Below are 12,648 nucleotides of genomic sequence, written 5' to 3'. Positions count from 1 at the left end.
GCCGCCCGTTGGCAAAGCCCGGCGCGCGCGCGGCGAATTGTTGCTGGAAAGACACAGTTTGACACCGATTCGTAACTTTTGAGCAATTTTCGTTTGTGCGTCGCAGCAAAATCGGCAATTTCTTAAGCGTTCGTAGTCACACGCCCGGATTGAAGAGGCGCGGACTCGTACGGCAGGCCGGGACGATCCGTTTTTTTGGTTAGGGGGATCACCCATGAAGTTTCTTACCAAAGCGTGTTTCGGCATGCTGCTCGCCGCGTCGGCCATGTCGACGCCCGCCTTCGCACAGGAAGAAGAAGCCAGCGGTCCGTTCACGCTCTCGGGCGGCATTGCGGTCACCACGGATTATCGTTTCCGCGGCATTTCGCTGTCGAACGAAAAGGTCGCCGTCCAGCCGACGCTGACCGTCAGCCATGAAAGCGGCTTTTATGCCGGCGTCTGGGGATCAACGCTTCCCGACAGCCCCGCCTATGGCAAGTTCGAGCTCGATATTTATGGCGGTTTCAACACCGAAGTCGCTTCGGGCACGACGGTCGATCTGGGCGTCACCTATTATACCTATCCCGGTAGCGAAGACGGCGGCGCGCCGACCGATTATTTCGAAGGCATCGGCAAGCTGTCGCACGACATCGGACCCGTCTCGGTCACCGGTATGGTCGCCTATGCGCCGAAGCAGAATTCGCTCGGCGACGACGACAATATCTACCTGAACCTCGGCGCCGGTTTCGGCATTCCGAACTCGCCCGTCACGCTGACCGCGGGTATCGGTTATAATGATGGTTCGCTCGGCCTCGTGTCGCCCGACGGCAAATATGTCGACTGGTCGGTGGGTGCGTCTTTCGCCGCGAGCTTCGCGACCTTCTCGGTCCAATATATCGATACCGACGTCAAAAAGTCGGGCATCAAGGCGCTCGACACGCTTTACGATCCAACCGTGGTCTTTACGCTGGGCGCATCTTTCTGATCGCCTAGCGGGTCAGCGACCACGCGCGAAGGGGACGGCTTCGGGGGAGGCCGTCCCCTTTTTCGTGCGCGAAAGGCTGGCAGTTCGTCTTATCGCTTCGCGCTTGACCGTGTCGGTGAACCGTGCAAATTCGTCGACCAGTTGAGGCAGCGAAAGTTATCCCCCATGGCTCAAAGCGTTTCGGTCCCTCCCATTCCCCCTGCGCGTAGCGAGCGAAGTCCCGGTGTTAAGCTGGTCATCGCGGTGCTGATCGCGGTTGCGTTGATGGTTCCCCTTTTGATGATTTACGGCCTACTCTGGGATCGCCAGCAGCAGGCCGAAACCGCGCAGGCCTCGATCGGGCAGGGCTGGGGCGGGCAACAGACGATCGCCGGGCCGGTGATCGTTATCCCATACCGCGCGACCGAAACGACGAGGTTGCAGGAGAATGGCAAGGATGTGACGCGGACCGTCAACACGATCCGCAACCTCTATCTGTCGCCGCAGACGAACAAGGCCGACGTCGTCATCAAGCCCGAGAAGCGCAAGAAGGCGATTTACGAGACCGTCGTTTATGAAAGCCAGATCGCGGGGAGCGCCACGTTTGTGCTGCCCGCCGATATCGCGCGGTACGGCGTGAGCCGCGACGCATTGATGCTCGACCGGGCCGAAGTGCGGCTGGGCATCAGCGACGCGCGCGGGCTGGTCGACGGGAATAGTTTGACCGTCGACGGGACCCCGCTTGCGCTCCAGCCGGGCAAGGGGCTGCTCTCGACGGGCAATTCGGGGACCTTTGCGTTTGTCGACTGGAGTGCCGCGGCGCCGATGAAGGTCGATTACAGGATCGGCGTGCGCGGGCTCGGCGATTTCAAGCTGATCCCGCGCGGCGTCGACACGCGCTGGACCGTCAAGTCGAGCTGGCCCAACCCGAGCTTCGGCGGCGATTTCCTGCCCGCGAAGCGCGAGGTGAAGGGCAGCGGCTTCACCGCGAGCTATGCGATCCCGAACCTAGCGCTGGGGCAGGCGCAGGTGCTGACGGGCGATCTGTCGCCGCCGGTCACGACCAATTATGGCCCGCGCGAAGTCTATATGGAGCCGGTGGCGGTCGAGGCCGCGGGTAGCGGCAACACGGGCGAAGCGTCGGGCGGCACCGCAAAGGCGGTCGCGATCAGCCTGATCGAACCTGTCGACCTCTACAGTCAGGTCGATCGCAGTATCAAATATGGCTTCCTGTTTATCGGCTTCACCTTCGTCGCCTTTTTGATGTTCGACATCATCGCGGGCGCGCGCGTGGCAGCCGCCGAATATCTGCTGACGGGCATCGCGCTGGTGCTGTTCTTCGTGCTGCTGCTCGCCTTTGCCGAGGTGATCGGGTTCATGCCTGCTTACATGGTCGCGTCGGCAGCGATTATCGGGCTGCTGACCTTCTACAGCGCGGCGGTATTGAAGAGCTGGAAGCGCGCGCGCTTCCTCGCGGCGATGCTGATCGGGCTTTATGCCCTGCTCTATACGCTGCTCAATCTCGAAGCCTATGCGCTGCTGATCGGTTCGGTGCTGATGTTCTTCGCCCTTGCCGGGGTGATGTACATGACGCGCAACATCGACTGGGGCGGGATCGGCAAGAAGGACGAGCCGGCGACGGCATGAGTGCTCCCCGGCGAAAGCCGGGGTTCACATCATCCGGCTAACGCCAGCGCAAATTATGGGGGCCGAGATCCGCGAGGGTCTTGGCCCCCATCAATTTCATGCCGCGTTCCATCTCGGCGCGGAGCAGGGCGATTGCGCGGGCGACGCCATCCTCGCCCGCCGCCGCGAGCGCGTAGAGATAGAGACGGCCGCCCGAGCAGGCTTTGGCACCGACCGATAGCGCTTTCAGCACATGCGTGCCGCGCGTGATGCCGCCGTCGCAGATGACTTCGAGCTTGTCGCCGACCGCGTCGACGATCTCGGCAAGCGCGTCGAAGGGCGCGATGCTGCCGTCGAGCTGGCGTCCGCCATGGTTCGACACCATGATCGCGGTCGCGCCGATGTCGGCGGCGCGTTTGGCGTCCTCGACCGCGACGATGCCCTTGAGGCAGAAGGGGCCGTCCCATTTCTTGCGGATCGCCTCGGCGCGTTTCCAGTCGAGGCTCTGGTCGAGCATCGAGGTGAAATATTCGGCGACCGATTTGGGGACGCTCGATCCTTCGGAGACATGCGTCGCGAGATTGGGCAGGCTGAACTTTTCGCGGAGGACATAGTTGAGCCCCCAGCCGGGCTTGGCGGCGTAGCTCAGCATGTTCGATGCCGTGAAACGCGGAGGCGAAGTGAAGCCCGAGCGCAGGCAGCGTTCGCGGTTGCCGCCGACAATCGTATCGACCGTGAGCGCGACGGCGTCGAACCTCGCATCGCGCGCGGCGTCGAGCATCGCCTGGTTGAGCCCCTCGTCATGATGGACGTAGAGCTGGAAGAGCTTGGGGCCGCCCGTCAGCGCGCCCGCTTCGGCGAGGCTGATCGTAGCAAGGCTCGATATCCCCGCGACGGTGCCGGCGTTTGCGGCAGCGCGGAGCACGGCGCGCTCGCCCTGCCAGTGGAAGAGGCGCTGGAGCGCGGTCGGCGAGAGGAAAAGCGGCATCGCCATCTCGCGCCCGAACAAGGTCGTTCGCATGTCGACGCTTTCGACCCCGGCAAGCACGCGCGGGATGAGGTCGCAATCGTCGAACGCCGCGCGGTTGCGGCGGCGGGTGACCTCGTCGTCGGCGGCGCCGTCGATATAGTCGAATACCGGCCAGGGTAGGCGGCGCTTTGCGAGCGCGCGGAAGTCGTCGATATTGTGGCAGTCGGTGAGTTTCATGCTTGCCCCGATCAGAAAACAGTCCGCGCCGCCACCGTTGCCTTGGTCGCGAAACTGAAGCGCGGTTCGACCGCGAGCTTCGCGTCGAGAATGTGCGCTGCGACGCGCTTGCCGACCGCGGGGCCGTTCTTGAAGCCGTGGCCCGATCCGCCGCCGACGAGCCAGACATGCTCCTGCCCCGGAAAGCGGTCGATCAGATAATCGCCGTTCGAGCTATTCTCATATTGGCAGACGCGCCCGCCGAGCAGTGGCGCATTGGCAAGGCCGGGGAAGCGGCGCTGCATATAGGCGCGCGCTTCGGCGATCCCTGCGGGCGAGAGCTGGCGTTCCATCGTGTCGGGATCGACCGTCGGACCATGGACGTCGATCGCAATCTTGAACCCCGCGCCTTCGAGGTCGGGGATGCCATAGACGATGCGGCCGTTGTTGAAATCGGCCCACACCGGCAGTTCGGGCGGTGCGAAGCGCGTGTCGCCCTGCGGTGCGCCGAAATGATAGACTTCCTGCCGCGTCGCGACGATCTTGTTCATCAATTGCTGCGGGAATAGCTCGGCGATCCACGGGCCCGCGGCATAGACGAGGTGATCGGCGGTGCCGCCGTCAGGCAGCGTGTGGCGCTTGGTCCTTTTCGAGAAGAGCGGCGCGGGCATCACGACGCGCTCGACCTCGATCTGCGCGTCGGCGATCAGCTCCTGCACCCCGCGCGCGGCGATCAGTGCGCCCGCCTCGGTTTCGAGGATGCCGGTTTCGCCCTGATAGAATTGGATTTGGCGATATTTATTCTGGAGCCAGCTGACGTCGCCATGTTCGTGCCCGACACGGTTCGCCTGCAACCACGCGAGCGACTGCGCGGTGTAGGCGTCGCCCTGCGGCGCGAACCAGAGGACGCCGGTGTTGTGGAAGATCGGGGCGCTCGCGCTGTCCGAAAGATCCTTCCAATATTTGAGCGAGTCGCGCGCCATCTCCGAATAGATGGTGTCAGAGCCATAGCCCATGCGGATGACGCGGCTCTCGCCGCCCGACGAGGCGCGGGCGTTGCCGGCGCCATAGGCGTCGAACAGCCGCACCGACTTGCCCGCGCGGAGCAGATGCCATGCGGTCCATGCGCCGAACACGCCCGCGCCGATGATCGCGACATCGACATGCTGGACTTTCGGCTTGGCGGGCTTGCGCCTCTTGGGCTTGCGCTCCTTGCGTTCGGCAGCGGTCGCTGCGGCGGCAACCGGCAGCGCGGCGAGGCCGGTGAGCAGCGCGCGACGGGTCGGCACATCAGCGGCCAACGGTCGCGCCCTCGCTCTTCTTGTAATAGCGATAGCCGCCGATCCATGTTTCGAGTGGGGTCATTTTGCGAATCTCGTCGGGGCTCGCGAGCATCGGGTCGGCGTCGATAATCAGAAAGTCGGCGCGCATCCCGGGCATCAAAGTGCCGATGCGGTCCTCGGCGAACCCTGCGAAAGCGGCGGTGCGCGTGAAGCCGTCGAGCGCGGTCTCGCGCGTCACGATCTCCTCGGGGCGCCAGCCGCCGAAGGGTTCGCCCTTGGCATCGGTGCGCGAGATGGCGGCGGCGATGCCGGGGAAGGGGTTCGCGCTTTCGACCGGAACGTCGGACCCGAAGGCGAGGCGGGCGCCCGCCTTTTCGAGACTGCGCCAGGCATAGGCGCCCTTGAGCCGATCGGGGCCGAGGCGCGCTTCGGCCATCACGCGGTCGCTCGTCTGGTGGACGGGCTGCATCGAGGCGATGACCTTGAGCGTCGCAAAACGCGGGATGTCGACGGGGTCGATGATCTGCGCATGTTCGATCCGCCAGCGGCGCTCGCCGGGGAGGTCGGCGGTGAGGTCGGTGATCGCGTCCAAAGCCTCGGCATTGGCGGCGTCGCCGATCGCGTGGATCGCGACCTGGAACTTGTCCATCGACGCGCGCACCATCTTGTTGCGGAGCTGCGCGGGGGTGAGCAGGGGCAGGCCCTTCTGTCCCGGCGCGTCGCTGTACGGCGCCTTCAACCAGGCGCCGCGCGAGCCGAGCGCGCCGTCGAGATAAAGCTTTACCCCGACCATGCGGAGACGGTCGTCATAGAGCCAGGGCGTCGGTTCGGAGCCGGCGATCAGTGCCATATTGTCGATGTCGCCGCCGTAGGAAAGGATCCGCACCGCAAGCTGTTTCTTGTCGCCGGCGCGGCGATACGCCTGCCAGTCGGCGATGCTGGTGCCCATGTCGGCGATCGCGGTGATGCCCTGTTCGAGCAGTTTTTGCTGCGCGAGATACAGCGCGCGGTCGAGGTCGCGCGCGAGCGGCTTGGGCTTGGCGCTGTCGACGAGGCTCATCGCGGCGTCGACGAAGACGCCGCTCGGCTTGCCGCCCTCCATTTCGATGCGGCCGCCTTCGGGGGCTTTGCTCGCGGCGGTGATTTTCGCGGTGGTCATCGCCGCCGTGTTCGCCCAGCCGGCGTGGCCGTCGACGCGTTCGAGCCACACGGGGCGGTTCGGCACCGCGGCATCGAGGTCGGCGGCGGTCGGGAAACGGCCGAGGCCCCATTTCTCCTGATTCCAGCCCGACCCGATGATCCACGGCATTTCGGGATTCTCGGCGGCATATTTGCGGATCGCCGCCTGCGCCTCGGCAAGGCTGTTCGTGTTCGACAGGTCGAGCAGCATCAACTGGAAGCCCAAACCCATGACATGGCCGTGCGCGTCGATCAGGCCGGGGATGAGCGTGCGGCCCTTGCCGTCTTCGCGGAAATCGGGGCGTTCGGGGCGCTTGTCCTTGCGGTCGAGAAGCTGCTTGACCTTGCCCTGCGTGTCGATGACGAGCCCGGTGAAGCGGACGAGCTTGCCATCCTTGTCGAGCGTGATGCCGTTGACATTGTCGACGAGCGTGTCGGCGTGCGCGGGCGTGGCGACGGTGAGGGCCAGCGCGGCCAGCAGGAGGCGCTTCACTTGGGGAGCCTCGTCACGAGCGAGCTGGTGTCCTTGCGGCCGCCGCCGGCCTTTTGCACGTCGGCGTAGAATTGATCGACGAGGCTGGCGACAGGCAAGGTCGCGCCGTTGACGCGCGCTTCGTCGAGCGCGAGGCCCAAATCCTTTCGCATCCAGTCGACCGCGAAGCCGAAGTCGAACTCGTCCTTCGCCATCGTGCCCCAGCGGTTGAGCATCTGCCAGCTTGCGGCGGCGCCGCCCGAGACGGCTTCGAACACCTTGTCGGTGTCGAGTTTCGACGCTTGCGCGAAACGCAGCGCTTCGGAGAGCCCCTGGACCACACCCGCGATCGCAATCTGGTTGACCATCTTGGTCGTCTGCCCCGCGCCGGGGCCGCCAATGTGGACCATGCGCGCGGCATAGGCGTCCATCACCGGCGCCGCGGCGTCGAAGGCGGCCTTGGTGCCACCGCACATGATCGAGAGTGTGCCGTTCTGCGCGCCCGCTTCGCCGCCCGAGACGGGCGCGTCGAGACAGAGGAGGCCGAGCCCCTCGGCTTCGACCGAAAGCTGGCGCGCGATGCGGGCGGAGACGGTGGTGTGATCGACGAAGAGGGCGCCCTTGCGCATCGCCTTGAATGCGCCGTCGCGGCCCAATGTGACTTGTGCGAGATCGTCGTCGTTGCCGACGCAGGTGAGGACGACATCGGCATCGCGTGCAGCCTCGGCGGGAGTCGATGCCGCCGTGCCGCCATGCTGGCGGGTCCACGCGTCGGCCTTGGCGCGCGTGCGGTTATAGACGGTGAGGGCGTGCCCCGCCTTGACGAGATGGCCCGCCATCGGTCCGCCCATGACGCCGGTGCCGATGAAAGTGACGCGCAATTTTTGTTCGCTCATGCAGGGTCCATAGCATTGTTTGCTTCGCGCGCCAGATGGGCTAGGGCGCGAGGCATCATGACAGAGCAACTCACCCTGACCTCCGCCGCCGAACTCCCGGCAATCACATTGGACGATGTGCGCGCGGCGGCGGGGCGAATTAACGGCGCGGTGGTGCGGACGCCTACCCTGCATTCGCAAACCTTGTCCGAGCTGGTCGGCGCAGAGGTGTGGCTGAAGTTCGAGAATCTGCAGTTCACCGCGGCGTATAAGGAGCGCGGTGCACTCAATGCATTGCTGTTGCTCAGCGACGAGGCGAAGGCGCGCGGCGCGATCGCGGCGTCCGCAGGCAATCATGCGCAGGGCCTCGCCTATCATGGCAAGCGCCTCGGCGTGCCGGTGACGATCGTGATGCCGAGCACGACGCCGCAGGTGAAAGTGTCGCAGACCGCGAGCCATGGCGCGACGATCGTGCTCCACGGCGAGACCTTCGACGATGCCTATGCGCACGCGCGCGTCCTCGAAAAGGAACGCGGCCTCACCTTTGTCCATCCCTTCGACCATCCGCATGTCGCGGCGGGGCAAGGGACGGTGGCGCTCGAAATGCTCGAGGATGTGCCCGAACTCGATACGCTGATCGTGCCGATCGGCGGCGGCGGGCTGCTCGCGGGCATGGGCACCGCGGCGCGCGGGATCAAGAATGACATGCGCCTCGTCGGCGTGCAGGCCGAGCTTTATCCGTCGATGTACGCCGAGCTCAACGGCGTCGACATGGCGTGCGAGGGCGACACGCTGGCCGAGGGTATCGCGGTAAAGGAGCCGGGCGGCTACACCCGCAAGCTCGTCGCCGAACTCAACGACGATATCGTGCTCGTCGCCGAACGCCATCTCGAGCGCGCGGTCAGCCTGCTGCTCCAGATCGAAAAGACGGTGGTCGAGGGCGCAGGTGCTGCGGGCCTCGCGGCGATGCTCGCGCATCCGGAAGAATTTGCCGGGCGCAAGGTCGGTCTCGTGCTGACCGGGGGCAATATCGACACGCGCCTGCTCGCCAATGTGCTGCTGCGCGACCTTGCGCGGTCGGGCCGCATCGCGCGGCTGCGCATCCGCTTGCAGGATCGCCCCGGCGCGCTGTTCAAGGTGATGAAGCTGTTCGACGAGAAGCAGGTCAACATCATCGAAATCTATCACCAGCGCATCTTCACGACGCTGCCCGCCAAGGGGCTGATCACCGACATCGAGTGCGAAGCGCGCGACCGCGAGCATCTCGACAGCCTCGTCGCGGCGCTCCGCGATGCGGGCTATATGGTGACCACCGTCGAGCTCGCATGAGGGAGTATAGGCTCGAGCTCGTTGCGACGCCCGAGAGCATCGACGAGCTGGGGCATGTCAACAATGCCGTGTGGGTCCAGTGGATCCAGCAGGTTGCGACGGGGCATTGGGACGCCGCAGCGCCGCAGAGCCATAAGGACGCCTATATCTGGGTCGTGGTGCGGCACGAGATCGACTATCTCCGCGCGCTCGGCCCCGGCGAGACGGTGACCGCGCGGACATGGGTCGCCGATAAGCCGCAGGGCGCGAAGTTCGATCGCTTCATGGAATTCACTGGTGCGGACGGCAAAGTGCATGTGCGGGCGCGGACGGTGTGGGCGCTGCTCGACAAGGCGAGCGGCCGGCCGCTGCGCGTGACCGAGGAAATTGTGGCGCCTTTTCTGGCGAGTAACTGACCCGCGGGTTCAATAGACAATCGGAGCCTTCGCTTATAATATTCGGGCAGGATATTTGAGGGAGGGCGACGCATGGCGATCTCTTCATTGCCGCAACTGGACCGGTTTTTCCTGACCGACGCGGGGCTCGAAACCGATATTTTATTCAACAAGGGCATAGACTTGCCGCTCTTTTCGTCGGCGACCCTGTTTACGTCCGACGAAGGCGTCGATGCGCTTGAAGCCTATTATCGGGGCTTCCTCGATCTCGCGCGGACGAAAGGCACCGGGCTGATCCTCGAGAGCGCGACGTGGCGCGCGAGCCCCGATTGGGCCGAGCCGCTTGGGTTTTCGCTCGCCGAGCTCGATGGGCTCAACGGCGCAGCGATCGAGCTGCTGCGCGGGTTGCGCGCCGAATATGCCGACGTGCCGATCGTGATCAGCGGCTGCCTCGGTCCGCGCGGCGACGGCTATGATCCGGGGAAGATCATGTCCGCCGACGAGGCGCAGGCCTATCACGCGCATCAGGCAGGCGTGCTGGCGGCGGCGGGGGTCGATATGCTCGCGGCGATCACCATGACCAATGTGCCCGAGGCGGTCGGCGTAACCAATGCCGCGAGGGTGCTGGGGCTGCCGGTCGCGATCAGCTTTACGGTTGAGACCGACGGGCGGCTGCCGACGGGCGATGCGCTGGGCGACGCGATCGCGGCGGTCGATGCCGCGACGGGGAGCTATCCCGCTTATTATATGGTCAACTGCGCGCATCCGACACATTTCGATGCGGTGCTGGACGACGGCGCGGCGTGGACGGCGCGGATCGGCGGGGTGCGTGCGAACGCGTCGTGCCTCAGCCATGCCGAGCTCGACGTGATGACCGAGCTCGATATCGGCGACCCCGCCGACCTGGCCGCGCGCCATCGCGCGCTGGTCGAGCGCTTCCCGCGGATCAAGGTCCTCGGCGGTTGCTGCGGCACCGACCTACGGCATGTGACGGCGATTGCGGACGCCTGCATAATCTAGCGTGGTTGCCAGCGGGGGCGGGCGGGCATAGGCGTTCGCCATGCTGATCCGTCCCGCCACACCCGACGATGCCGCCGCGATCTGGGCGATCATTGAACCCGTCATCCGCGCGGGCGAAACGCTGACGCTCGACCGCGATATGACCGAAGATGCCGCGCTCACCTACTGGTTCGGTGCCGACAAGGAGGTGTTCGTCGCCGAGGAAGATGGCGTCGTCCTCGGCACCTATTATCTGCGCGCCAACCAGACGGGCGGCGGCGCGCACGTCGCCAACGCGGGCTATGTGACGGGCGCGGCGGCAACGGGGCGCGGGGTCGCGCGGGCGATGGGGCAGCACTCGATTGCCCATGCCAAAGAGCGCGGGTTTCGCGCGATGCAGTTCAACTTCGTCGTCAGCAGCAATGTCCGCGCGGTGGGGCTGTGGCAGTCGCTGGGGTTCGAGGTCGTCGGCCGCCTGCCGGGCGCGTTCGCGCATCCGGTTGAAGGCTTCGTGGATGCGCTGGTGATGGTTCGGTCGCTCTGACTATTGCTTGATGCGTTCGCTCAGCGGCTTGTCGGCCAACGCCTTGAGCGCCCTCAATATCGCGCCGTGAACGTCGCCGACCTCCTCGAAGAGCGCGCGATAGACCTTGGTTATCTGCACGCTATAGGCGTCGATGCGGGCGAGCTGGTCGCGGCCCGCATCGGTCAGCCGGAAAATCTTGCGCCGCGCGTCGGCGGGGTCGGCGTGCTGGGTGATGAGGCCGAGGCGGAGCAGCGCGGGGCATTTCTGGATCACCAGCTGATGCGACTGGCCGAGCGCGCGCGCGAGGTCGGCGGCGGACGCTTCGCCGGCCTCAAGGAGTGCGGTGAGCAGCGAGCAGGACCGCACGGGGACCGTGATGCCGGCTTCGTCGAACAGCGGCCGCGTCTGCTCCTCGATCCGCTGGCTCAACGCTTCGCTGAGGCGGCCGAGGAAGGTGATGTCGTCGAGATCGGTGGAGATGTCAGTCGAGGCGGGCATAGGTCTGGGTCGTTCCGTCGCGGTTGATGCGTTCGAGCGCGACGATCTTGCCGCCTTTGCGCGCGATGCGGAAGCGGAAGTCGCGCACGCCTTCGATCGCGAGCAGGTCGCCGCCGAGCGGTTCGAGCGTCAGGCGGAGGCGTTCGCGCCAGGTGTAGAGCAATTTGCCGTCGACGAGGTCGATGCGGCGTCCTTCGTAGCGGCCGGTGATCGCCTTGAGCGCGGCGGTGGTCGGATGGGGGCGCGGTGCGAGCATTGGTGCGAACCAGTCCGCGTCGGCCTGTTTCGCCGGATCGGCCTTCGCGAGATCGGCGAGCGCGAGGCGGTGCGCTACGGCTAGGGCGTCGGCCGACGCGACCTGATGGTCGGGCGTAACGCCCTGTCCCTCAAAATCGCTGCGGTCGATGGGGTCGCGGATCTGGCCGATCGGCACTTGCACGAAAAAGTCGGTGCCGACGGGCTTGCGGTCGACGGGGTGTGCGCCGCCCGCGGTGCGTTCGCCGACCAAAGTAGCGCGGCCGAGCTTTTTCAGCGTGTAGGCGAACCATTCGGCGGCAGAAAAGCTGGTCGATCCGGTGAGGACATAGACGGGTTTGCCGGTCAGCCGCTTCGCGGGCAGCGCGGGAAGCACCCATTGGCCGCGCTCGACGCGGCGGCCGTCGAGGGTGTAGTAATAGTCGAACAGCTCCTGATCCTTGTCGCCCGGGAAGAGCTGGCTCGCGAGCAGCTGCGCCATCTCCAGATAGCCGCCATTATTGTAGCGCAGGTCGTAGATCACCGCGTCGCCATTCTCGATGAAGCGCATAGCGGCCGCGGCCGCGTCATAGCCGGGTTCGGGGTCGGCGAAATGCGTCAGGTCGACATAGGCGATGTTGCCGTCGAGATAGCGCAGGCCCGCAAAGCCGAAATTCTTCCGCAGCTCTTCGCGCCGTTCGGCTTCGCGTAGCGCCGCGGCGCGGGCGGGGTCCTGCTTTGCGGCATAATCGGCGACCCATTCGGGATCGACGCCGACCGCGAAATGCAGGTCGCCCGACGCGGCGATCAGGTCGTCAGTCAGCTCGCTCGCGAGGGTACGCCGGTCGGGCGCGGCGTCATATTCGCCGGCATCGAGATGACGGCGCAGCGTCGCGGCGATCGTCTTGGCCTTGTCGGGAAAGACATAATTCGCCTCAAGCGTCTGACCGAGCTGTTCGACCACGATGCGCTTGTCGGCGGCCGTGAGCGGCGCTTCGTCCGCCGCGGCGACCGGCGCCAGCCAGAGGGTCGTGACGGCGAGAAGAAGGGGCCAGCGATTGTTTTTCATCGGGTTTCCTGCCTGATATGTGATTCGTACAATATATTGCGCAATATGTTGTAAA

12 protein-coding genes are annotated in these 12,648 nt (G+C 65.4%); 6 read left to right on the top strand and 6 right to left on the bottom strand.

Annotated elements, in window-relative coordinates; translation table 11 throughout:
- The first annotated feature begins 214 nt into the window (after positions 1-214).
- Both GGC65_RS09395 and creD read left to right on the top strand, forming a co-directional pair.
- Positions 215-964 (top strand): TorF family putative porin, encoded by a 750-nt coding sequence (locus GGC65_RS09395; RefSeq protein WP_192646911.1) that lies wholly within the window; start codon positions 215-217, stop codon positions 962-964.
- A 165-nt stretch (positions 965-1,129) separates the two neighbouring features.
- Entirely contained in the window at positions 1,130-2,590 is a 1,461-nt protein-coding gene (gene creD, locus GGC65_RS09390; protein ID WP_192646910.1) for a cell envelope integrity protein CreD, read from the top strand.
- 37 nt (positions 2,591-2,627) lie between these two features.
- Here the strand turns inward: creD and GGC65_RS09385 are convergent, their stop codons facing one another.
- The 4 genes from GGC65_RS09385 to GGC65_RS09370 are packed head-to-tail and all read right to left on the bottom strand — an operon-like array spanning position 2,628 to position 7,585.
- Positions 2,628-3,776: an alpha-hydroxy acid oxidase gene (locus tag GGC65_RS09385; RefSeq protein ID WP_192646909.1), complete on the bottom strand. Its 1,149-nt coding sequence runs from the start codon at positions 3,774-3,776 to the stop codon at positions 2,628-2,630.
- Positions 3,777-3,787: 11 nt separating this feature from the next.
- Complete coding sequence (locus tag GGC65_RS09380; protein WP_192646908.1) at positions 3,788-5,056, bottom strand: FAD-dependent oxidoreductase; 1,269 nt, start codon at positions 5,054-5,056, stop codon at positions 3,788-3,790.
- Positions 5,046-6,710, bottom strand: a complete 1,665-nt coding sequence (locus GGC65_RS09375) for an amidohydrolase (RefSeq protein WP_192646907.1) — start codon at positions 6,708-6,710, stop codon at positions 5,046-5,048. The genes GGC65_RS09380 and GGC65_RS09375 overlap by 11 nt, the downstream gene beginning before the upstream one ends.
- Positions 6,707-7,585, bottom strand: coding sequence for an NAD(P)-dependent oxidoreductase (locus tag GGC65_RS09370; protein ID WP_192646906.1), 879 nt, complete (start codon positions 7,583-7,585; stop codon positions 6,707-6,709). The genes GGC65_RS09375 and GGC65_RS09370 overlap by 4 nt, the downstream gene beginning before the upstream one ends.
- Positions 7,586-7,642: 57 nt before the next feature.
- On the opposite strand from GGC65_RS09370, the gene GGC65_RS09365 reads away from it, so the two are divergent.
- From GGC65_RS09365 to GGC65_RS09350, 4 genes are all read left to right on the top strand, one after another.
- A complete protein-coding gene (locus tag GGC65_RS09365) occupies positions 7,643-8,893 on the top strand; it encodes a threonine ammonia-lyase (protein ID WP_192646905.1) in 1,251 nt (416 codons plus the stop codon).
- Positions 8,890-9,288, top strand: a complete 399-nt coding sequence (locus GGC65_RS09360; protein ID WP_192646904.1) for an acyl-CoA thioesterase — start codon at positions 8,890-8,892, stop codon at positions 9,286-9,288. The genes GGC65_RS09365 and GGC65_RS09360 overlap by 4 nt, the downstream gene beginning before the upstream one ends.
- A 72-nt stretch (positions 9,289-9,360) precedes the next feature.
- Positions 9,361-10,287 carry a homocysteine S-methyltransferase family protein gene (locus GGC65_RS09355; RefSeq protein ID WP_192646903.1) on the top strand — a complete coding sequence of 309 codons (927 nt, stop codon included), beginning with the start codon at positions 9,361-9,363 and terminating at the stop codon, positions 10,285-10,287.
- Positions 10,288-10,327: 40 nt separating this feature from the next.
- Positions 10,328-10,810, top strand: coding sequence for a GNAT family N-acetyltransferase (locus GGC65_RS09350; RefSeq protein WP_192646902.1), 483 nt, complete (start codon positions 10,328-10,330; stop codon positions 10,808-10,810).
- Here the strand turns inward: GGC65_RS09350 and GGC65_RS09345 are convergent, their stop codons facing one another.
- Positions 10,811-11,290, bottom strand: a complete 480-nt coding sequence (locus tag GGC65_RS09345; RefSeq protein WP_192646901.1) for a MarR family winged helix-turn-helix transcriptional regulator — start codon at positions 11,288-11,290, stop codon at positions 10,811-10,813.
- Positions 11,274-12,593 carry a S41 family peptidase gene (locus GGC65_RS09340; protein WP_192646900.1) on the bottom strand — a complete coding sequence of 440 codons (1,320 nt, stop codon included), beginning with the start codon at positions 12,591-12,593 and terminating at the stop codon, positions 11,274-11,276. The genes GGC65_RS09345 and GGC65_RS09340 overlap by 17 nt, the downstream gene beginning before the upstream one ends.
- Positions 12,594-12,648 lie beyond the last annotated feature (55 nt).

The sequence above is a fragment of the Sphingopyxis sp. OAS728 genome (assembly GCF_014873485.1).
In the GTDB taxonomy this organism is placed as follows: domain Bacteria; phylum Pseudomonadota; class Alphaproteobacteria; order Sphingomonadales; family Sphingomonadaceae; genus Sphingopyxis.
This window is presented reverse-complemented; position numbering and strand designations above follow the sequence as displayed.